This is a genomic window from Kitasatospora sp. NPDC004745 (genome assembly GCF_042873275.1).
Lineage (GTDB): Bacteria > Actinomycetota > Actinomycetes > Streptomycetales > Streptomycetaceae > Kitasatospora.
On the sequence record NZ_JBIALK010000022.1, the window covers coordinates 117,381 to 137,976 of the forward strand.

The following is a 20,596-nucleotide window of genomic DNA, read 5'->3' on the forward strand; positions in this document are numbered from 1 at the left end:
GTCAGCCGATCTTGAACTGCTGGGTGGGGGTGGTCTGGTCGATGTCGGAGGAGCGGATCTGCACCGACACGACCCAGGTGCCGGTCAGCGGCAGCTGTGCGGAGCCGCTCCACCGGCCGGTGCCCTCGGGGGTGAGCGCCACCGGCAGCGGGCCGAGGTCGCGGTCCGGCAGGGTGAAGGCCAGCTCCACCTCCGGGACCTCCACCGGCTGGCCGTCCGCGCCGTCCAGCTTGAGGTGCACCTCGTTGGGGCCGGTCCGGGCCGGGTTGAGGGTGACGGTCGCGGTGCCCTTGGCGTTCGGCGTCCGGCCCTTGGTGTCGTACGGCAGCTTGAGCTCGACGGTGCGGCCGGGCTCGGTCTGCGGGGCGGGTGCGTCCCCCGCCGCAGGGCCGGCCGGGGCGGGGGCGGCGGCCCCGGCCTTGACCTCTCCCGCGACCCGTCCGGGCGGGGAGTTGGTGAGCAGGGTGGTGACCACCAGGACGGCCACCGCGACCGCCGCCTCGACCAGCACCGAACGGCGCAGTCCGGCGCGGGTCGGGGTCAGCCCGCGGTCGCGTCCGGCGCTCTGCCGGGCGGCCTGCTGGCGCTCCAGCTGGGCCTGCCGGACCGGGTCCGCGGACCGCGCCGCGGCGCCGACCGGCTCCGGCACCTCGGAGGGTTCGACCTCGGCGGCCTCGGCCGGGGCCGAGCGCAGCCGGGACAGCCAGGAGCGAGAGGTCCACGCGACGCCCAGCATGGCGAGCACGCAGCCAGTCTTCACCAGCAGCAGCCGCCCGTACTCGGTGCCGGTCAGGGCGCCCCAGCTGCCCAGGCCGCGCCAGGACTGGTAGAGGCCGGTGGCGACGAGCACCGCGACCGCACCGAAGGCGATCCGGGAGAAGCGGTCGACGACCTCGGCGCCGACGCCCTCGCGCAGGCCGACCAGCAGCGCGGCCAGGCCGCCCAGCCAGAGCGCCATCGCGATCAGGTGCAGCATGCCGAGTGGCAGCGCCAGCCAGACCTGGATGCCCACGGCGGCGTGGTCGGCGCCGACCCAGGTCGCCGACAGGGCGACGGCCAGCACCAGCCCGGCGACCCCGAGGCCGAGCCGGGCCTCGCGCTGGGGCCGTTCGGCGGCCCGCTGCTCCAGCTCCCGCAGTTCGGCGTCCTCGGCGTCGGCCGCCGCCTCCGGGCCCCCGGCACCGGTCGCGGCGGGCCGGGCGGGCTGCCCCAGCTGGCCGACCAGCAGCGAGAGGAACACCCCGCTCGCGGCGAGCAGCAGCAGCCGGGCGGCCAGCGCGGTGCCGATCCGCTCGTCCAGGGTGGCGCGCACCAGGGAGAGGTCGAGCGCCTTGCCGATCCCGGAGCCGCGCTCGTACGGGCCGCGCAGCATCAGGACCGCGACGGTGGAGGCGAGCAGCGCCGTCCAGCCGGTCATCAGCAGCCGCTGCACCCGGCGCCGGGCCGCCCCGCCGGGCCAGCAGAGCAGGACGAACCCGGCGACGCCGGCGAGCAGGGCGAACGCGGCGTAGGCGACGGTGCGACCGGTGCCGTAGAGGGCGGCGACCAGGCCGTCGGCCTTGGCGCCCTGCAGCGCGGTGGCGGACACCGAGGTGTCCGAGGGGGCGCCGACGGAGAAGGTGAAGGCGCCGCCGATCGGGTGCGAGTCCTCCGAGACGGCCCGCCAGGCCACCGTGTAGGTGCCGTTGGCGAGTCCGCCGCGCAGTCCGACCCGGGCGGTGTTGGACTTGCCGTCGGCGTGCCCCGGGTCACCGCTGTCGACGGCCTTGCCGGCCGGGTCGAGCACCCGGACGGAGTCGCCGGACAGCGAGACGGACTCGCTGAAGGTCAGCGTGACGGCCTGCGGGGCTGCGGCGACCACCGAGTTCTGGTGCGGGTCGGTGGATTCCAGGGTGGCGTGCGCGGAGGCCGGTCCGGCGCCGGCGAGCATCAGCGCGAGCAGCGCGCCGAGCACTCCGAGCAGTCCGGCGATGCGGCGGTGGGAGGCCTTCTCCATGCTGGCGGGTCCCCTCTAGCTGTGGCCGGGTCGGTAGGTGAGCTCCTTGACCGGCACCTTGACCGACAGGGTGCCGGATCTGGCGAAGGTCAGGTCGAGCTCCAGCTCGTCGCCGAGCGCGGGGGCCTTCTGCCATCCCATGATCATCAGGTGGGTGCCGCCGCGGGCGAACTGCAGCGCGCCGTGCGCGGGCACGTCCAGGCTCTCGACCTGCTCCATGCTGGACGGGGTCGAGCGGTGCATGGTGACGGACTCCGCGCCCGGGCTGCTGACCTTCACCAGCTGGTCCCGGCCGCCGTCGTTGCGCACGGTCAGGTAGCCGGCGGCCATCCCGCCGGCCGGCGGGAGCGGGATGTAGGAGTCGGCGAAGCTCAGCCGCGCGGGCCCGCCGCCGGCGCCGTCCTGGCCGCCCGCCCCGCAGGCGACCAGGATGGCGCCGCCGCCCAGGGCCGTCGCCAGCACCGCGCCGGTGAGCGCCGTGCGCCGGAAGCCGAGCGCCGGGCGGCCGGTCCGCGCGCTCACGCCGCGACTCCCTTGGCGAGCAGGGGCAGGTCGTGCTCGTAGGTCTTCTCCTCGGTGCCGCTCAGGTAGAGCACGTGCGCCTTGTCGTCCGACGGGAGGAAGGCCAGCACCTGGGCGCCGTGGGTCGAGGTGACGGTGCCGTCCGGGTTGACCACCGGGTCCTCGATCATGATGCCGAGCGACCGGGCGGCGGTCTTGACCTTGGCCAGGTCGCCGGTGAGGCCTATGAAGTCGGTGCCCATCGAGTCCAGCCAGGTGCGCAGTACCTTCGGGGTGTCGCGCTGCGGGTCGGTGGAGACGAAGACGACGTCGATCTTCTGCCGCTCCTCGGCGGGCAGGGCCTTCATCGCGACGCCGATGTCGCCCATGGTGGTCGGGCAGACGTCCGGGCAGCTGGTGTAGCCGAAGAACAGCAGCGTGCTCCTGCCGGCGGTCTTCTGCCGCAGGTCGTACGGCTGGCCGGAGGTGTCGGTCAGCTGGAGGTCGGGCTTCTCGAAGTTCTTGCTGAGCACCGTGCCCTGGTACGGCGAGTCGGCCTTCTGCTGGGTGACCTTGGCGGGGGCCGAGCCGCCGGAGGAGCCGCAGGCGGACAGGGTCAGGGCGGCGGCGAGCGCGACGGCGGCCGCGCCGGCCAGGCGGGTGGTGCGGGTGGTGCGGGGCATGGGGTTCCGATCGTGCGCGGTGGAGCGCCGGCGGGGCCGGCCCCGGGGAGTGCCCGGGGCCGCCCCGCCGGCGGACGGGTCAGTTGGCGGAGCCGCTGCTCCGGCGGCGCAGGCCGAGCACGCCGACGGCGGTGCCGATCACGCCGACCACGATGCCGACCACGCCGAGCACCCGGGCGGTGGAGTCGTCGGCCTTCTTGCCGTCGTCCGCGGCCGCGGCGTGGTCCGAGCTGTCGCCGTGGGCGGCCGCGGTCGGGGAGGCGGTGACGCCGTGGGAGTCGTCGTGGCCGTCGCCGGCGGCGGCCTTGGTGAGCTTCAGGACGGGGGCGGGCTTGGCCGGCTCCGGCTGGCCGTCCTTGGACTCGTCGATCCAGCGGACGACGTCGCCGTTGTCGTAGCTCTGCAGGGCCTTGAAGACCAGGCTGTCGGCGTCGGTCGGCAGCGGGCCGAGCGAGACCCGGAACTCCTGGAACTGGCCGGGGGCGATCTTGGTGCCGGCGTCGGCGGTCCAGGTGATCTTGGAGACGGCCTCGTTGACGTCGCTGCCGTGGACCTTCAGCGGCTTGTCGAGCTTGGCCTTCTCGACGGTCGCGGTCCAGCCCGGCATCGGGAGGGTCCGGACGGAGGCCAGCGGGTGGTCCAGCGGGAGGTTGACCTCCAGCTTCACGGTCGAGGCGGTGTCGCTCTCGTTCGGCACCCGGAAGTCGACGGCCGTGTAGCCGCCCTGCTGGGCCGCACCGGGGTTCACGGTGACGTGCGCGAACGCGGGGCCCGCCAGCGCGACCACGGAGGCGGCGGCGGTGAGGGCGACGGCGGCGAGACGACGGGTGGGAAGGGAACGCATGATGCGGGGTCTCCGATCGGAGCTCGGTGGCCGGCCCGCTCCCGGGCGACGGTGGGACCGTGCCTCGGCGGGGCCGTGCGGGGGGCGTGGGGGCTGAACCGGGGGCCGCCGCGAGCAGGACGCGGGAACGGCCCGGACGCCGCGCACCCGCGCGAACCGGCACCAAGGAGCCGGGACGGGCTAGTACGCGGGGGCCCCGCACGGCGGACCGCGCCGCACCACGCTGTGCCGCAGCGCGGCACCCGCCGGGAGCAGGACCTCCCCGCCCCGGGCGGCGAACCGGCGCACCGGCCCGGCCGCGCCGAACAGCCCGCGCAGCAGCGCGGCCACCAGGACCAGGGCCGAACGCAGCGGCGCCGCCCAGTGCTCCCGGGCCGCCGAGGCGGCCACCCGCACCAGGCGCCACAGGGCGGCCTCGCCGCGCCGCAGCCACCAGCCCGCCACCAGCGCGGCGGCCAGGTGCCCGGCCAGCATCGACGGCGTCATCCCGAACACGCCGCCCTGCCACCACGGCGCGACGGCGTAGGCGTTCGGGTCCAGGCCGGCGGAGGAGACCAGCTGCTCCGCGGACGGGGCGCCCGGCAGGCCGGCCAGCGTGCCGGGCCGGCCCTCGTTGCAGATCAGTCGGCCGGCCACCTGCGGCAGGGTCAGCGGGCCGGAGCCGCCGTGGTGCATCCCGGCCATCCCGGCCATGCCTGCGGCCTGGCCGCCGAGGCCGTGGAAGAGGCAGTGCAGGGCGAGCTGGCCCGCGCCGAGCGCACCGGCGATGGCCGCCAGCGAGCGCTCCCGCCCGCCGCACGCCACCGCGAGCACCAGCACCGCGGCGAAGCCCGTCGCCAGCGCCGTCGGCGGTACGTTCCCGCCGCCGGCCAGGGCGTGCCCGGCGGCCGCTATCAGGGTGCAGACCAGCGCGAACGGGACGGCCCTGAGGAGCCGCAGGTCCCAGGCGGCGGCCCCGACCGGCGCGTCCGGTGCGGGGGCGCCCGGGAGCGGGGCGGCGGCGAGGGCAGTCATGGCCGGGACATCATCTCATCGCGTACACCGCCGACGCGGGCAGGGTGGGAAATCCCTACGAATGCCCCGTTCGGCGGCGGCGTGCAGGGCGGTGAGTGCGCCACTCGGCACAGACCACGGCCCCAGTCCATCCGCCGAACGGGCGGCAGCGGCCCCCGGGCACGGTTCACCGCGGAATCGCCCGGAGATACCTAGTTGTATGTGGAGCCGCAGCCAGGAGGGACCTCCCGTGGACATCTGGTGGACTCTGCACCTCAAGCGCGACCCGGCCAGCGTTCCGCTGGCCCGCCGCATCCTGCTCGGCGCCATGGCGACCGCGGGCGTCGACCCGCAGGTCGCCCACGACCTCGGCGTCGCGCTCAGCGAGGCCTGCGCCAACGCCGTCGAGCACGGCGCCGCCGGCCGGCCCGACGACGGCTTCCAGGTCACCGCCTCGATCAGCGGCGACCGGCTGCGGATCGAGGTCGTCGACTCCGGACCGGGCCTGCCCGCCCCCGCGGCGGTGGCCGTGCCGCCGCTGCCGCACCGCCGGCCGGCGCCCCCGGTGCTGCGGCCGCTCGCGCACCGCCGCCCCCGGCGCGGTCGCGCCACCGTCCCGGCCCGGGTGCTCACCGCCCACCGCCCCCGCCGCGACGGCCACCCGTACGACACCCACGTGCTGCCGGCCCGCCCCCCAACGCCGAGCCTGCGGCCGGTCGACCTGGACGCCCTCCCGGACCTCACCGCCGAGTCCGGTCGCGGCCTCTTCCTCATCCACGCGCTCACCGACCACGTCCAGCTGCGCAACCATCCGCTGCGGGGGGCCATCGTGAGCTTCGACAAGATCCTCAAGTGGCAGGACGGCGCGCTGCTGCGGGCGGCCTCCTGACGCGGGCCGGGGCCGGAGCGGGCCGACGCCGAGGGGCCCGGAGTGCAGCACTCCGGGCCCCTCGGTCGTTCATCCGCGGACGGCTCAGCCCTGCGAGCCCGCCTTGCGGCGGCGCAGGAAGAAGAGGGTGCCGGCACCGGCGGCCAGCACCGCGGCACCGCCGAGGGCGATCGGCAGGGTGTTGGAGTCGGCACCGGTCTCGGCCAGGTGCGGGCCGGCCGACGGCGAGGCCGAGGCGGCGGGGCGGGCGGCGGCCGTGGTGGCGGTGGTGCCGGTGGCCGGGGTGCCCGGGGCGGCGGCGTCGACGACCTTGAAGAGGTCGTTGACGCGGTAGTCGCCGCCGAAGTTGAGGCAGCTGTCGGTGGCGGGGGCGCCCGGCACGTCCTTGCGCTCGAAGGTCTCGGAGTTGACGCTCAGCTGGGCGAAGTAGGGGGAGACGAGCGCCTTGTCGGTGGCCGCGAGGCGCACCTGGAAGGTGAGCTTCTCGCCCTTGGCGATCTTGTACTCGCCCAGGTCCACCATCAGGTAGGACATGTTGCCCTTGACGCTCTCCGGCGCGGGGGTCTTCCAGTCGCCACCGGGCAGCTTCACCTGGATGGTGAAGGACTCCTTGCCCCAGGTGACCGGGTTGGCAGCGCCCTCGGTCTGGCCGGCGTCGCTGAAGAGGAAGTAGCCGTCGACCTTCTTGAGGTCGACCGTGCTGGTGTTCTCGAAGGTGACCGTGGCCTCCTGGGCCGGCCCGCCCTTGACCAGGGTGGCCTTGGCGAGCCCGGAGCCGGTGACCTTCAGGTCCTGGTGGAGGACGCCGTGGCAGGGGCCGCCGCTGGGGGCCGGCACCGGCGGGGTGGGCAGGTTCGTCGGCGGCTTGGCGGTCGCCGTCGCGGTGGCGCTCGGGGTCGCCGTCGCGGTGGCGCTCGGAGTGGCCGTGGCGCTGGGGGTGGCGGTGGCGCTCGGAGTGGCGGTCGCGGTCGGGGTGATGCCGACGGCACCGGCGGAGGCGGCGCCGACCGTGGCGCCGAGGGAGAGCGCGACCAGGGTGGAGGCGGCCAGAAGGCGGGAAGAGCGCACGATGAGTGCTCCAGCTTTGGGTGAAATGAGTCCGTTTTGGGGCGACTTGAGCCTCGGCGAATGGCGCCGTCGGCTGTCGCGCCCGTGACCCTATCGGGTTCCGGTGGCTGAATTCGATCGGGATCGGCATTTTCCGATCGCACGGCTGCGGAGCGTGTCCGTGCCCCGGTTGCCGGAGCCGGGGGGCGGTCGGACGATGGATGGATGATGCACCAGATGCGAGCCGAGTACGGGGCCGGGGGTGCGGCCGGCGAAGTGCGGTTGTGGCACATGGTCCGGGGGGCGGAGAACGTGGCGATGTGCGGCCGGGAGCTCGATGCGGCCGCGCAGGTGCGGGACGCGGTGGACTGGGGCAAGACCCCCGAACTCTGCTGCCACACCTGCGGGGCGTACTTCCTGCGCGAGCAGCCGTACCTGGCGGCCGAGCACCCGTAACGGTCGCCGGCGCCCGGTCTATCGTGATCGGCATGGAACAACCCCTCGTCCGGCCAAGGTCGTTGAGTCGTGAGGCCGCCGAACTGCGCTCCGGGAGCCGGGACCCGTCCGAGCACGTCGACCGGTTCTGCGGGCTGGTCGAGCGGGTCGACCCGCTGATCCACGCGTTCGTCCCGGAGCCGGGCCGGCACGACCGGCTGAGCGCCGGGGCGCGGGCGCTGTCCGCGCGGTACCCGGACCGGGCCGGGCGGCCGCCGCTGTACGGGGTGCTGGTCGGCATCAAGGACGTCGTGCACGTGGACGGCCTGCCCACGCACGGCGGTTCGGCGCTGCCGCCGGGGGTGCTGGCCGGCCCGCAGGCCGTGGTGGTGGACCGGCTGCTGGCGGCGGGCGCCCTGGTCGCGGGCAAGACGGTGACCGCCGAGTTCGCGGCGAGCGCGCCCGGCCCGACCCGCAACCCGCACCACCCGGGGCACACCCCGGGCGGCTCCAGCAGCGGCTCGGCGGCGGCGGTCGCGGCAGGGCTGGTGCCGTTGGCCGTCGGCACCCAGACGGTGGGGTCGGTGATCCGGCCGGCCGCGTACTGCGGGGTGGTGGGCTTCCGGCCGACGTACGGGCGGATCCCGACGGCCGGGGTGCTCCCGAACGCGCCGAGCTTCGACACCCTCGGGGTGTTCACCGCCGACCTGGCCGGGGCGGCCCTGGCGGCCGCGTTGCTCTGCGACGACTGGCGGGCCGGCGAGGGCTGGGCCGGCGAGGAGCGGGCCGGGGCGCCGGTGCTGGGCGTGCCGGGCGGGTCCTACCTGGAGCGGGCCGAACCGGCGGCGCTGCGGGCCTTCGAGGCGACGCTGGCCCGGCTGGAGCGGGCCGGGCTGACGGTGCGCCGGGTGCCGCTGTTCCCGGACTTCGCGGAGATCACCCGCCAGCTGCAGACGATCAACCGCTTCGAACTGGCCCGCAGCCACGCGGACTGGTTCGCCCGGTTCGGCGGGCTGTACCGGCCGGAGACGGTCGCGAGCATCCGGGTCGGCCAGGGCGTCGCGGCCGAGGACCGGGCGGCCGCGCTGCAGGCCAGGGAGCGGTTGCGGGAGCGGGTCGCCGGGGCGACCGCCGCGGCCGGGGTGGACCTCTGGCTGGCGCCCTCGGCGACCGGCGGTGCGCCGGCGGGCCTGCACACCACCGGGGACGCGGTGATGTCGCTGCCCTGGAGCCACCTCGGCCTGCCCGCGGTGAGCCTGCCGGCCGGGCGGACGGCGGACGGGCTGCCGCTGGGCCTGCAGGTGGTCGGCGCGGCGGGCGGCGACGAGGCGCTGCTCGGCCGGGCGGCGCTGCTGGAACGGGTGCTGGCGGAGACTGCCTAGTTCGCGCCCTGGGCCGGGCCCGGGCTCAGGTCCGGGTCGGCCGGGTCGGTGGCCTCGGCGCGCAGCAGCCGCAGCAGGAGGCGGCCGGCCCGCTGGTACGGGGTGTCGTCCTCGTGCAGCACGGCCTGGGCGTTGGCCGTCTCCAGGACGGCGACCAGGGCGAAGGCGAGGTCGTCGAGGTCGGTGCCGGGCCGCAGCGCGCCGGCGTCGCGCGCCCGGGCGAGGGCGTCCGCGAGCACGCCGTGCCACTCCACGGCGCACTCGGCGAGGGCGTCCCGGACGGCCCCCGGGCGGGCGTCGAACTCGGCGGTGACCTCGTAGAAGAAGCAGCCGCCGGGGAAGACCCGGGCCCGGGAGTAGGCCAGCCAGCTCTCGCAGAGGGCGCGGGCCCGGCCGAGGCCGGGCGGGGTGTCGGCGACCGGGGCGACGACGGCGTCGGCGAAGATCCGGCGGGCGGCCCGGACGGTGGCGAGCTGCAGTTCCTCCTTGGAGCCGAAGCCGGCGAAGACGCCGCTCTTGCTGAGGCCGAGGTCGGTGGCGAGCCGGCCGATGGAGAGGGCGTCGAGGCCTTCGACGGAGGCGACGGCGACGGCTCGGCGTAGGACGGCCCGGCGGGTCTCCTCGCCGCGCAGGACCCTGCCGTCCGTGGTCGGTCCGGCCATCGTCCACCCCCGTGCTCGTCCGGTGCGTGCTGCCCAGGGTAGTGGGCGGGGCCGTCCCGGCCCATAAAACTGCACGAACGATCGTGCTAATATCTCGCCCCGAGCACGGCCCCACGCCCGTCAGCACCGACAGGGAGACCCGATGGACCCGGCCCAGGCACTGATCCGCACCGTCCTCAACCCCGCCGCACGGCTCGCCCCCGGCCCGGCCGGCCGGGCCGCGTTCGAGCTGTTCCAGCGCCCGCTGCGACGCAGCCGGGTGCGCCCGGCCGAGCAGGACGTCCACCGGGAGGCCGCCACCGAGCGCCTCGTCGTGAACGGCAAGCCCGTGGTCGGGTACCGCTGGGGCGACGGCGAACGGCCCGTCCTGCTCCTGCACGGCTGGCGCTCCCGCGCCTCCCGGTTCGCCCCCTTCGTGCCCCGGCTGCGGGAGCTCGGCCTCAGCGCCGTCGCCTTCGACGCCCCCGGCCACGGCGACTCCTGCGGGCGGACCACCAGCGTGCTGGAGTTCCGCGAGCTCGCCCTGCTGCTCCAGGAGCGGTACGGCCCGTTCGAGGGGGTCGTCGCCCACTCGCTCGGCGTCTGCGCCGCCTTCGGCGCACTGGCCGACGGCCTGCGGGCGGGCCGGCTGGCGGCCGTCTCCGGGGTGTCCGAGGTCGGCTTCTTCCCCGCCGCCTTCTGCGCCGGGCTCGGGCTGAACGGTGCCGTCGAGCGCGCGCTGCGCCACCGCGTCGAACGCGAGCTGTTCGGCGGGGACGCGGGCGTCTGGGAGCGCTACGACGCCGCCCGCCGGAGCGCGGCGGTCGACCTGCCGGTCCTGGTGCTGCACGACGAGGGCGACGACGTCGTCCCGCTGGCCCAGGCGCACCGGCTCAAGGAGGCCTACGCCGATCGGCTGGACCTGGTCGTCACCCGGGGCCTCGGCCACCGCCGGATCGTCGCGGAACCGGCCGTCGTTGACCAGGTGATCGGATTCCTGTCCGCCGCCGGCCCGGAGGTCGCCGCCGCATGAAGCTCGTCGGACTGCACGCACAGGTCGAACTGCACGCCCGGTCCCTGGAGTTGGCCGCCGAGGTGGTGGACACCGTACGGCCGGAGCAGCTCGACCTGCCGACCCCGTGCGCGGGCTGGCCGCTGCGCCGGCTGCTGGCGCACGTCGTCGGCCAGCACCAGGGGTTCGCCGCGGCCGCCCGCGGAGCCGGGCCCGACCTCGCGCTCTGGGCGGACGCCCCGGTGGGGGACGATCCGGCGGGCGCCTTCCGGCGCACCGGCGCCGAACTGACCGCGGCGTTCCGGGAGGCCGCGGCGGCCGGCCGGGCGGCCGTCCGGCTCCCGGAGATCCGCCCCGACGCGGCCGTCCCCACGGACCTGGCGGTGGGCTTCCACCTGCTCGACACCCTGGTGCACGGCTGGGACGTCGCCGCCGCGGTCGGCGCCCGGGCCCCGCTGGTCTCCGCCGTGGACGCCGACGAGGCGCTGGCCGCCGCCCTGTCGGCGGTCGCCGAGGCCGTCCCGGCGGCGCCGGAGAACCGGACCCCGGGCAAGGCCTTCGGTCCGCGGCTGGAGCCGGACGCGCGGGGCGGCCGGTTCGAGCGCGCGCTGGCGCTGCTGGGCCGCGACCCCGCCTGGCGGCCCTGACCCGGCCGGGGCCCGTTCCGTCCGGAGGGTCAGGTCCGCGCGTGCCGGCCGCCGCGCTGCTCGTCGGGGAAGCGCGGCCCGCCGATCAGGAAGAGCAGCGCGGCGGTCGGAAAGCCGAGCGAGGCGGCCACCAGCACGATGAACTGCCAGACCATGTCCTGCTCCTCGTCAGTCCCGGGCCGCCCTGACACCCGAAGGTGCTACCAAACCTGAGTGGCCCTGATTGGCCGAATTGTCCAGTCCTTATCCGACGGTATGGCCGAATTGCCCCGGCTGCCACCGGGCGGCGGGGACCGGCCCGCGCCACTCCGGCGCACGGGTCTGGGCGTGGGCCGGGGGCGGCGGCCACACTGTCGGGATGCAGCTACAGCTCGCAGGGGAAGCACGGCGGCCGGACCGCGAGAGCGAGGACTTCGCGGCGGCCTCGCCGGAGGCGCTGGTACTGCTGGACGGTGCGAGTTCGCCGACCGGCCTGGAGTCCGGGTGCCGGCACGGGACGGCCTGGTACGTCCGCCGGCTGGGCGTGCACCTGCTCGCCCGGCTCACCGACCGGGTGGACCGCTCGATCGCCGAGTGCCTGTCCGACGCCATCGTGGAGACGGCCGCCCTGCACGGCGGCCGCTGCGACCTCGGGCACCCCAACACCCCGGCCGCGATGGTGGTCGCCGCCCGGCGGCACGGCGAGTCGCTGGAGTACCTGGTGCTCGGCGACTCGCTGCTGGTGCTGGAGTACAAGGAGGGCCCGCCGAAGGTGATCGGGGACAACCAGCGCTTCCCCGGGGGGGAGGGCCTGCGCCAGCAGGTCTGGTCGACCGTCCCCGGCACGGCCGAGCGGGCCGCGCTGCACCTGGAGTACGCGCTCGCCGTCCGGGCCGCCCGCAACCGCGGCAACGGCCCGTGGATCGCCGCGGCCAGTCCGAAGGCCGCCGGGCACGCCGAGACCGGCTTCGTCCGGCTGGAGCGGCTGCGCGCGCTGGCCGCCCTCACCGACGGCGCCTCGCGCTACACCGAGCGCTTCGGGCTGGGCAGTTGGGCGGACGTGCTGCGGCTGCTCGCGGAGTCCGGGCCGGCCGAGCTGATCGCCCAGGTCCGCGAGGTCGAGCGGGCCGACGCCGCCTGCGAGCGCTGGCCGCGCGGCAAGGCGCACGACGACGCCTCGGCGCTGTACGCCCTGTTGTAGCGGTGCGCGCGGCACCGCGCAGGGGTGCGCGGCACGACGACGGCCCCCCGGGCCCCGTGCGGGGGGCCGGAGGGCCGTCGTCGTGCGGGCCGGGCGCCGGTGTCAGGAGGCGTCGGTCGGGATGGAGCCGAGCCGCCCGGCCTGGAAGTCCTCCATGGCCTGCTGGAGCTCCCGGTGGCTGTTCATCACGAACGGGCCGTACCAGGCGACGGGCTCGCGGATCGGCTGTCCGCCGAGCAGGATCACGTCCAGGTTGGGGTGGCGGGAGTCCTGCCGGGCGTCGGCGGTGATGGTGATGGTGTCGCCCTCGCCGAACACGGCCGCCTGCCCGGTGTGGATCGGGCGGGCCTCGGCGCCGACGGTGCCGTCGCCGTTGAGGACGTAGGCGAGCGCGTTGAAGTCGGGCCGCCAGGGCAGGGTGACCCGGGCGCCCGGGGTGATGCTGGCGTGCATCAGGGTGATCGGGGTGTGGGTGACGCCCGGCCCCTGGTGGCCGTCGATTCCGCCGGCGATGAGCCGCAGGATCGCGCCGCCGTCCGGGGTGGAGAGCAGCTTGACGTGGCCGCCGTGGATGTCCTGGTAGCGCGGTGCGGTCATCTTGTCGGAGGCGGGGAGGTTGACCCACAGCTGGATGCCGTGGAACAGGCCGCCGGTCGCCACCAGGGACTCGGGCGGGGTCTCGATGTGCAGGAGGCCCGAGCCGGCCGTCATCCACTGGGTGTCGCCGCCGCCGAGGTGGCCGCCGCCGCCGTGCGAGTCCTTGTGGATGAACTCGCCGTCGATCAGGTAGGTGACCGTCTCGAAGCCGCGGTGCGGGTGCCAGGGCGTGCCCTTGGGCTCGCCGGCGGCGTACTCCACCTCGCCCATCTGGTCCATCATGATGAACGGGTCGAGGTACTTGGTGTTGATCTTGGCGAAGGCGCGGCGGACGGGGAAGCCCTCGCCCTCGTAGCCCTCGGGTGCGGTGACCACGGTCAGGACCGGACGGGCGCTCGTGGTGGCGGGGTCCGGGGTGGCGACGCGCGGCAGAACGAGCGGGTTCTCGACGGTCACGGCGGGCATGTCGGCCTCCTTCGGGGGGTTCCTCTGGCCTACGTCCACGAGAATAGTTCAATCCTCAACAACAAGCAAGTTGAAAATTGAACCAAGTGGTGACGAAGGAGCCGGGGCTCCTCCTCCGGGGTGGGCTAGCCGTACATCCGGCGCATCGTGAAGTCGACCATCTGCTCGACGGCCTTGGCGTCGAACACCATCCGGTGCTCGCCCTCCATGTCCAGCGCGAAGCCGTAGCCGGTCGGCAGCAGGTCCAGCACCTCGGCGCCGGTGACGGTGAAGTGCTTGGAGTCCTTGCCGGCGTAGCGGCGCAGCTCCTTCAGCGAGCTGAACATCGGGATCACCGGGGTCGGCGTGTTGTGCAGGGCCAGGAAGCCGGGGCGGTCGCCGCGCGGGCAGTGCACCTTCGAGGTGATGAAGATGGCCTGGAAGTCCTCGACCGCCATCGAGCCGGTGGTGAAGGCCCGGACGGCGTCCGCCAGCGAGGGCGGCGAGGGTTCGGGGTAGAGGGACTGCTGCTGGGACGTCTGCGACTGCGCGCCGTAGGCGTCGGCGCCGGGCATGCCGTTCATGCCCGGCTGCGGACCCGCCTGCTGCTGGTAGGGGTCGCCCGGGTATGCGTTCTGGTCATATCCGTACACACGGACAGGCTAGCGGGAGCGCGGCCGCTCGTGCGGGCGTCGATCCTGACAAGGAGTGGTCGGCCCGGCTTGTGGGACGTGACCACGTTCATAGCGGATTCACCGCCGGGGGCTTGCCCAAGTTACCGCTGGGTAGCATCATGATGCCTACTGGTGGGTACGGGGCGCCCGAACGCGGCGGTCTCCCGGAAGCGACGAACCGGAGAAAACGGCCATGGGTCACTACAAGTCCAACCTGCGGGACGTGGAGTTCAACCTCTTCGAGGTGTTCGGTCGCGAGCAGGTCTACGGCACCGGACCGTTCGCGGACATGGACGTCGAGACCGCGAAGAACATCCTGAGCGAGATCTCGCGCCTCGCCGAGAACGACCTCGCCGCCTCGTTCGCCGACGCCGACCGCAACCCGCCGGTCTTCGACCCGGAGACCAACACCGCGCCGGTCCCCGCCTCGTTCAAGAAGAGCTACCAGACCTTCATGGACGCCGAGTGGTGGCGCCTGGGCATCCCGGAGTCCATCGGCGGCCAGGTCACCCCGAACTCGCTGATCTGGGCCTTCGCCGAGCAGATCCTGGGCTCGAACCCGGCCATCTGGATGTACTCCTCCGGCCCGGCCTTCGCCGGCGTCATCGCCGAGGAGGGCACCCCGGAGCAGCTCGAGGTCGCCAAGCGGATGACCGACCGCCTCTGGGGCTCCACCATGGTCCTCACCGAGCCCGACGCGGGCTCCGACGTGGGCGCCGGCCGCACCAAGGCGATCAAGCAGGAGGACGGCTCCTGGCACATCGAGGGCGTGAAGCGCTTCATCACCTCGGGTGAGCACGACATGTCCGAGAACATCATCCACATGGTGCTGGCCCGCCCCGAGGGCGGCAAGCCCGGCACCAAGGGCCTGGGCCTGTTCATCGTCCCCAAGTTCGACTTCGACTGGGAGACCGGCGAGCTCGGCGAGCGCAACGGCGTCTACGCCACCAACGTCGAGCACAAGATGGGCCTCAAGGCCTCCAACACCTGCGAGATGACCTTCGGCGCCAAGCACCCGGCCAAGGGCTGGCTGCTCGGTGAGACCGTCGACGGCATCCGCCAGATGTTCAAGATCATCGAGTTCGCCCGCATGATGGTCGGCACGAAGGCCATCGCCACCCTCTCCACCGGCTACCTGAACGCGCTGGAGTACGCCAAGGAGCGCGTGCAGGGCGCCGACATCTCGCAGTTCCTGGACAAGACCGCCCCGCGCGTCACCATCACCCACCACCCCGACGTGCGCCGCTCGCTGCTGACCCAGAAGGCCTACGCCGAGGGCATGCGCGCGCTGGTCCTGTTCACCGCGTCCACCCAGGACGACATGATGGCGGCCAAGCTCCGCGGCGAGCGCGACGAGGCCGCCGAGCGCCTGAACGACCTGCTCCTGCCGATCGTCAAGGGCTACGGCTCGGAGAAGTCCTACGAGCAGCTCGCCCAGTCCCTGCAGACCTTCGGTGGCTCCGGCTACCTGCAGGAGTACCCGATCGAGCAGTACATCCGGGACGCCAAGATCGACACCCTGTACGAGGGCACCACCGCGATCCAGGGCCAGGACTTCTTCTTCCGCAAGATCGTCAAGGACGGCGGCCAGGCGCTGACCGCGCTGTCCGAGCAGATCCAGAAGTTCCTCGGCTCCGCCGAGGGCGGCGACGCCCTGGCCGACGAGCGCGCCCTGCTCGCCAAGGCCGCCGGCGACCTGGAGGCCATCGTCGGCAAGCTGCTGGCCGACCTCTCCTCGGTCGAGCAGGACGTCAAGAACATGTACAAGGTGGGCCTCAACACCACCCGCCTGCTGCTCGTCTCCGGCGACGTCGTGGTCGGCTGGCTGCTGCTGCGCCAGGCCGCGGTGGCCCTGGCCAAGCTGGAGGCCGGCGCCTCGGAGAAGGATGTCCCGTTCTACCAGGGCAAGGTCGCGGCCGCCCGCTTCTTCGCCAAGAACGTGCTGCCGACCGTCACCCCGCAGCGCCTGATCGCCGAGGGCATCGACAACGAGATCATGGAGCTGGCGGAGGAGGCCTTCTAAGGCCCGCACCCACCGACCGCCCGACGAAACCCTCACACCGAAGGGCCCGGCTTCCCGCCGGGCCCTTCGGCGTCCCCGGCGCCCGTGGTCCCCCGGCCCCGTGGTACAACTCCCTTCCGGCGGTGGAACGTCGGGGCCGCCGCGAACTGACGGCACGTCATCCGCTCGGCCCCGTCGGGGTGGTGGCGGGCACGGACCCGCCCGCACCCGCGATGACCGTGCGCGACCGGAGGGGATCCCTGGGTGTGCGCCGCCCGGTGCGGCGTCACTTCACGGTTCCGTCCGCGTTCCGCATCCGTTGGGACGTTCCGAATGCCCTGTCCGTGTACGGGCATATGCTCAAGGTGCGAAGCCGACTCCCCATCCGGCTTCGACCCTCCCTCGACTCAGGAGCAGTATGTCGACCGCCGCCGCCCGCCAGGCATTCTTCGACCGGACGCACAGCGACGATCTGATCGCGTTCCTCGGCACCTCGCCGTCCCCGTACCACGCGGTCGCGAGCGCCGCCGAGCGGCTGGAGAAGGCAGGCTTCCGGCAGGTCGCCGAGACCGACGCCTGGGACGGCGCCGCCGGCGGCCGCTACCTGATCCGCGGCGGGGCGCTCATCGCCTGGTACCTGCCCGCGGGCGCCGGCCCCGAGACGCCGTTCCGGGTGGTCGGCACCCACACCGACTCGCCCAACCTGCGGGTCAAGCCGCTGCCGGACACCGGCTCGGCCGGCTGGCGGCAGGTCGCGGTGGAGATCTACGGCGGCGTTCCGCTGAACACCTGGCTCGACCGGGACCTCGGCCTCTCCGGCCGGCTGGCCCTGAAGGACGGCAGCTGGCGGCTGGTCCAGCTGGACGAGCCGCTGCTGCGCGTCCCGCAGCTCGCCATCCACCTGGACCGCCAGGTCAACGACGGCATGAAGCTCGACAAGCAGCGCCACCTCACCCCGATCTGGGGCCTCGGCCCGGTCGACGAGGGCTCGCTGATCTCCTACGTCGCCGAGCGCGCCGGGGTGGACCCGGCCGACGTGGCCGGCTGGGACCTCATGACGCACGACGTCCAGCCCGCCTCCTACCTGGGCCGCGACCGCGAGCTGCTGGCCGGCCCGCGCCTGGACAACCTGCTCTCGGTGCACGCCGCCACCGCCGCGCTCGCCGCCGTCGCCTCCGCCGAGGGCGCCGCCGACCTGCCGTACATCCCGGTGCTGGCCGCCTTCGACCACGAGGAGACCGGCAGCGAGTCCGACACCGGCGCGCAGAGCCCGCTGCTCGGCAACGTCCTGGACCGCACCGTGTACGCCCGCGGCGGCACCCCGGAGGACCGCGCCCGCGCCCTCGCCGGGACGGTCTGCCTCTCCTCGGACATGGGCCACGCCGTCCACCCGAACTACACCGAGCGGCACGAGCCGGGCCACCACCCGATGCCCAACGGCGGCCCGATCCTCAAGGTGAACGTCAACAACCGCTACGCCACCGACGGTGTCGGCCGGGCGGTGTTCGCGGCCGCCTGCGAGAGGGCCGGCGTCCCGTGGCAGTCGTTCGTCTCCAACAACGCGATGCCCTGCGGCACCACCATCGGCCCGATCACGGCGGCCCGCCTGGGCATCAGGACGGTCGACTGCGGCATCGCGGCGCTCTCCATGCACTCGGCGCGCGAGCTGTGCGGCGCGGAGGACCCGTACCTGCTGGCCAGCGCGATCAAGGCCTTCCTGGAGGGCTGACCGGACAGCACGGAGGGGCCCGGCGGAGCGTACGCGCTCCGCCGGGCCCCTCCGCCGTGTGCCGTCCCGTACCGGCCGGTGCCGCCCGCCGGGCAGTGCCGGCCCTACTCCATGCCGGCGAGCACCAGCGGCAGCCGGCGCGCGCCGTCGGCGGTCAGCTTCACCGGCACGCCCCAGTCCTGCTGGTGCACGTGGCAGGCCGGGAACTCGATCTCCGGGTCGTCGTCGCAGGACGCCGCCATCGCCGAGACGTGCAGCACGCCCTCGGTGACCGCCTCGGAGAGCACCAGCTCGCGGGAGAGGTCGCTGTCCGCGCCGGCACCGGAGACCAGCAGCTCGGGCGGGGTCGAACTGACCAGCAGACGGGTGGACGGGCCGTACCGCTCGTCCAGCTTCTGGCCGCTCGGCGCCGAGAACACCACGTCCAGCCGGAACGCGCCCGGGGCGACCTCGGTGGCCGCCCGCTGGGTGCGGTGCGCGACCGACTCGACCCGCACCGCCTCCTCCGGCAGCCGCAGCCTGGTCAGCCGGTGCCGGGCCGACTCGACCACCACGATGTCGCCGTCCACCAGCACCGCCCCGGAGGGCTCGCGCAGGTCGGTGGCCAGCGTGGTGACCTCACCGCTCACCGGCTCGAAGCGGCGCAGCGCGTGGTTGTAGGTGTCGCTGACCGCCACCGAGCCGTCCGGCAGCACCGTGACGCCGAGCGGGTGCTGCAGCAGCGCCTGCCCGGCCGCGCCGTCCCGGTGGCCGAAGTCGAACAGCCCGGTGCCGACGGCGGTGTGCACGGTGCCCGTTTCACGTGAAACCCAGCGCAGCGCGGAGGTCTCGGAGTCCGCGACCCAGAGCCGCTCGCCGTCCGCGGAGACCGCCAGACCGGACGGCTGGGCGAACCAGGCCTCGGCGACCGGACCGTCCACCAGGCCCTCGTTGGTGGTGCCGGCCGCGACGCCGACCGTGCCGGCGGCCGGGTCGTAGGACCACAGCTGGTGCACGCCGGCCATCGCGATCCACACCGCGCCGTCGAACCAGGCGACGTCCCAGGGCGAGGAGAGGTCCACCTCGAGGGCCGGGCCGGTGGTCGCCGAACCCTGCCACCACTGGCGACCGGTGCCGGCCAGGGTGGTCACGCTGCCGTCCGCCAGCCGCACCCCGCGCAGTGCGTGGTTCACGGTGTCGGCCACGATCACGTCGTACTCCGAGCCCGCCGGCAGCAGCGCCAGGCCCTGCGGCTCGCTGAACCGCGGGCTGGTGCCGTCCACCAGACCGCGCTGCCCGTCGCCGATCCGCCGCACCACCGTCTCGCCGTCCTCGGCCAGCTCCACCAGCGAGTGGTGGCCGGAGTCGGCGACCAGGAAGTGGCCGTCGGCCAGGCGGACCGCCTTGCCGGGGAACTTGAGGTCCCCGGCGGTCGGCTCCGGCGCCACGTACGGGCCGTCGCCGCGGCGCAGCGTGCCCTTCGCGGCGTGCTCCGCCTCCAGCTCCTCCACCAGCCGGGCGATCGCGTGGGCGTGGCCCTCCCCGGCGTGCTGGGCGACCACGTACCCCTCCGGGTCGATCACCACCAGCGTCGGCCAGGCCCGCACCGCGTACTGCTTCCAGGTCGCCAGCGCCGGGTCGTCCAGCACCGGGTGGTGCACCTCGTACCGGGCGACGGCGTCCACCACGGCCCGGTGGTCCGCCTCGTGCACGAACTTCGGCGAGTGCACCCCGACGATCACCACGGTGTCGCGGTGCTTCTCCTCCAGCTCCCGCAGCTCGTCCAGGACGTGCAGACAGTTGATGCAGCAGAAGGTCCAGAAGTCCAGGACGGTGATCTTGCCCCGGAAGTCGGCGAGCGTGAGCTCCTTGCCGCCGGTGTTCAGCCAACCGCCTGCCCCGACCAGCTCGGGGGCGCGTACACGTGCACGAGATGCCATGCCTGTATCCAACCGCATCGCGCCCGGGCGGCATTCCGGGGCGCCGGCGGGGCGGGGGTGCGGGGTGGCGGGCGTGTCGGCGGGGGCGGCCGGCGGCTCCGTGCTGTCGTTGCCCGTATGACCACCTCACTCCTGATCCGGGCGGGGCTGACCGCCGCGACCGCCGTCCTGCTGGCCGCCGGTGCGGCCGCCCCCGCACCGGCCGCCCCCGCACCGGCCGCCCCCGCACCGGCCGCGGCTGCGCCGCGCGACGTCACCGCCGAGCAGTGCCGGGACGCCGGCGGCTGGGTGGAGGGCTCCGGCTACTGCGTGGGTGCCCTCGGGGACGACTACTGGGGGCAGCCCGTCGACGGGCAGGCCATCAACCCCCACCCGGCACCCGGGGAGGAGTGACCGCGCACCCCGGCGCCCGAGCCCTACGGCCGGACGGGGAGCTCCGCCCGCCAGCGCAGCTCCCCGTCCTGCCGCTCCCCGGTGGGGGCGAGGCCGAGGGCGCGGGCCACCGCCGCGGAGGCGTGGTGGTCGGGGTGGACGTGGGCCGTCACGGTGCCGATCCCGGCGGCGGTCAGGTGGGCGAGCAGCGCGCGGGCGGCCTCGGTGGCCAGGCCGCGGCCCTGCCAGGGGGTGCCGACCACCCAGGCGAGTTCGGCGGTCCCGGCCCGCACGGTGGTCTGCACGTAGCCGGTCAGGCAGCCGTCGGCCCGCAGCCGCAGCACCCAGTTGCCCCAGACCTCCGCCGGGTCGGGGGAGCCCGCGGCGAGCCGGGCGTAGCGGGCGCGCAGCTCCTCGGCGGTGGCCGGGGCGCCGCCGGTGAAGGCGTGCAGGGCGGGGTCGGCGAGCACGGCGGCCATCTCCCCGGCGTGCTCCGGGCCGATCGGGAGCAGGTCGAGTCGCCCGCTGTGCAGCGGGGCCGTGGTGTCGGGTCGTCGCGGGGCGGTCATGGCGGTATTGAACGCCGTCGTGTGGCGGTGCTTCCCGGCG

Annotated in this window: 21 protein-coding genes; 9 read left to right on the top strand and 12 right to left on the bottom strand. The window is 74.7% G+C overall.

Going from position 1 to position 20,596, the window contains the following annotated elements:
* Position 1 precedes the first annotated feature (1 nt).
* From ACFYUY_RS29575 to ACFYUY_RS29595, 5 genes are all read right to left on the bottom strand, one after another.
* The gene (locus ACFYUY_RS29575; protein ID WP_387905147.1) at positions 2-1,996 is read right to left on the bottom strand and encodes a FixH family protein; all 1,995 of its coding nucleotides are present in this window, start codon (positions 1,994-1,996) and stop codon (positions 2-4) included.
* Positions 1,997-2,011: 15 nt separating this feature from the next.
* Positions 2,012-2,518 carry a copper chaperone PCu(A)C gene (locus ACFYUY_RS29580; protein ID WP_387905150.1) on the bottom strand — a complete coding sequence of 169 codons (507 nt, stop codon included), beginning with the start codon at positions 2,516-2,518 and terminating at the stop codon, positions 2,012-2,014.
* Positions 2,515-3,180, bottom strand: coding sequence for an SCO family protein (locus ACFYUY_RS29585; protein WP_360213205.1), 666 nt, complete (start codon positions 3,178-3,180; stop codon positions 2,515-2,517). Before ACFYUY_RS29585 ends, ACFYUY_RS29580 begins: the two co-directional genes overlap by 4 nt.
* 79 nt (positions 3,181-3,259) lie before the next feature.
* Positions 3,260-4,024: a YcnI family protein gene (locus tag ACFYUY_RS29590; RefSeq protein WP_387905152.1), complete on the bottom strand. Its 765-nt coding sequence runs from the start codon at positions 4,022-4,024 to the stop codon at positions 3,260-3,262.
* Positions 4,025-4,204: 180 nt separating this feature from the next.
* Entirely contained in the window at positions 4,205-5,038 is an 834-nt protein-coding gene (locus tag ACFYUY_RS29595) for a hypothetical protein (RefSeq protein ID WP_360213201.1), read from the bottom strand.
* 229 nt (positions 5,039-5,267) lie between these two features.
* Between ACFYUY_RS29595 and ACFYUY_RS29600 the strand changes: the two genes are divergently transcribed.
* A complete protein-coding gene (locus ACFYUY_RS29600) occupies positions 5,268-5,906 on the top strand; it encodes an ATP-binding protein (RefSeq protein ID WP_387905155.1) in 639 nt (212 codons plus the stop codon).
* 84 nt (positions 5,907-5,990) lie between these two features.
* On the opposite strand, the gene ACFYUY_RS29605 is transcribed toward ACFYUY_RS29600, so the two are convergent.
* The gene (locus ACFYUY_RS29605) at positions 5,991-6,974 is read right to left on the bottom strand and encodes an LAETG motif-containing sortase-dependent surface protein (protein ID WP_360213197.1); all 984 of its coding nucleotides are present in this window, start codon (positions 6,972-6,974) and stop codon (positions 5,991-5,993) included.
* A 204-nt stretch (positions 6,975-7,178) separates the two neighbouring features.
* Between ACFYUY_RS29605 and ACFYUY_RS29610 the strand changes: the two genes are divergently transcribed.
* Together ACFYUY_RS29610 and ACFYUY_RS29615 are read left to right on the top strand one after the other, a co-directional pair.
* Complete coding sequence (locus tag ACFYUY_RS29610; protein WP_360213195.1) at positions 7,179-7,409, top strand: hypothetical protein; 231 nt, start codon at positions 7,179-7,181, stop codon at positions 7,407-7,409.
* Positions 7,410-7,441: 32 nt separating this feature from the next.
* Positions 7,442-8,770, top strand: coding sequence for an amidase (locus tag ACFYUY_RS29615; RefSeq protein ID WP_387905158.1), 1,329 nt, complete (start codon positions 7,442-7,444; stop codon positions 8,768-8,770).
* Here the strand turns inward: ACFYUY_RS29615 and ACFYUY_RS29620 are convergent.
* Positions 8,767-9,432 carry a TetR/AcrR family transcriptional regulator gene (locus ACFYUY_RS29620; protein WP_360213191.1) on the bottom strand — a complete coding sequence of 222 codons (666 nt, stop codon included), beginning with the start codon at positions 9,430-9,432 and terminating at the stop codon, positions 8,767-8,769. The two genes, ACFYUY_RS29615 and ACFYUY_RS29620, sit on opposite strands and share 4 nt — an antisense overlap.
* A 142-nt stretch (positions 9,433-9,574) precedes the next feature.
* On the opposite strand from ACFYUY_RS29620, the gene ACFYUY_RS29625 reads away from it, so the two are divergent.
* Positions 9,575-10,444, top strand: coding sequence for an alpha/beta hydrolase (locus ACFYUY_RS29625; protein ID WP_387905161.1), 870 nt, complete (start codon positions 9,575-9,577; stop codon positions 10,442-10,444).
* A complete protein-coding gene (locus ACFYUY_RS29630) occupies positions 10,441-11,070 on the top strand; it encodes a TIGR03086 family metal-binding protein (RefSeq protein ID WP_360213187.1) in 630 nt (209 codons plus the stop codon). The genes ACFYUY_RS29625 and ACFYUY_RS29630 overlap by 4 nt, the downstream gene beginning before the upstream one ends.
* A gap of 29 nt (positions 11,071-11,099) precedes the next feature.
* Here ACFYUY_RS29630 and ACFYUY_RS29635 read toward each other — a convergent pair whose 3' ends face one another.
* Positions 11,100-11,225 (bottom strand): hypothetical protein, encoded by a 126-nt coding sequence (locus ACFYUY_RS29635; RefSeq protein ID WP_360213185.1) that lies wholly within the window; start codon positions 11,223-11,225, stop codon positions 11,100-11,102.
* A gap of 203 nt (positions 11,226-11,428) precedes the next feature.
* Here ACFYUY_RS29635 and ACFYUY_RS29640 point away from each other — a divergent pair, with 203 nt between their 5' ends.
* On the top strand, positions 11,429-12,250 hold the full coding sequence (locus ACFYUY_RS29640) for an integrase (RefSeq protein WP_387905164.1): 822 nt from the start codon (positions 11,429-11,431) through the stop codon (positions 12,248-12,250).
* Between the two features lie 102 nt (positions 12,251-12,352).
* On the opposite strand, the gene ACFYUY_RS29645 is transcribed toward ACFYUY_RS29640, so the two are convergent.
* Together ACFYUY_RS29645 and ACFYUY_RS29650 are read right to left on the bottom strand one after the other, a co-directional pair.
* Positions 12,353-13,312, bottom strand: a complete 960-nt coding sequence (locus ACFYUY_RS29645) for a pirin family protein (RefSeq protein WP_387905166.1) — start codon at positions 13,310-13,312, stop codon at positions 12,353-12,355.
* A gap of 125 nt (positions 13,313-13,437) precedes the next feature.
* The gene (locus ACFYUY_RS29650) at positions 13,438-13,944 is read right to left on the bottom strand and encodes an SseB family protein (RefSeq protein ID WP_387905168.1); all 507 of its coding nucleotides are present in this window, start codon (positions 13,942-13,944) and stop codon (positions 13,438-13,440) included.
* Positions 13,945-14,158: 214 nt separating this feature from the next.
* Here ACFYUY_RS29650 and ACFYUY_RS29655 point away from each other — a divergent pair, with 214 nt between their 5' ends.
* Entirely contained in the window at positions 14,159-15,988 is a 1,830-nt protein-coding gene (locus tag ACFYUY_RS29655; RefSeq protein WP_360213179.1) for an acyl-CoA dehydrogenase, read from the top strand.
* 397 nt (positions 15,989-16,385) lie between these two features.
* Positions 16,386-17,696, top strand: a complete 1,311-nt coding sequence (locus ACFYUY_RS29660) for a M18 family aminopeptidase (RefSeq protein ID WP_360213177.1) — start codon at positions 16,386-16,388, stop codon at positions 17,694-17,696.
* Between the two features lie 104 nt (positions 17,697-17,800).
* On the opposite strand, the gene ACFYUY_RS29665 is transcribed toward ACFYUY_RS29660, so the two are convergent.
* Positions 17,801-19,615 carry an NHL domain-containing thioredoxin family protein gene (locus tag ACFYUY_RS29665; protein WP_387905170.1) on the bottom strand — a complete coding sequence of 605 codons (1,815 nt, stop codon included), beginning with the start codon at positions 19,613-19,615 and terminating at the stop codon, positions 17,801-17,803.
* A 117-nt stretch (positions 19,616-19,732) separates the two neighbouring features.
* Here ACFYUY_RS29665 and ACFYUY_RS29670 point away from each other — a divergent pair, with 117 nt between their 5' ends.
* Positions 19,733-20,008: a hypothetical protein gene (locus ACFYUY_RS29670; RefSeq protein WP_387905173.1), complete on the top strand. Its 276-nt coding sequence runs from the start codon at positions 19,733-19,735 to the stop codon at positions 20,006-20,008.
* A 23-nt stretch (positions 20,009-20,031) separates the two neighbouring features.
* On the opposite strand, the gene ACFYUY_RS29675 is transcribed toward ACFYUY_RS29670, so the two are convergent.
* The gene (locus ACFYUY_RS29675) at positions 20,032-20,556 is read right to left on the bottom strand and encodes a GNAT family N-acetyltransferase (RefSeq protein ID WP_387905175.1); all 525 of its coding nucleotides are present in this window, start codon (positions 20,554-20,556) and stop codon (positions 20,032-20,034) included.
* Positions 20,557-20,596: the final 40 nt, after the last annotated feature.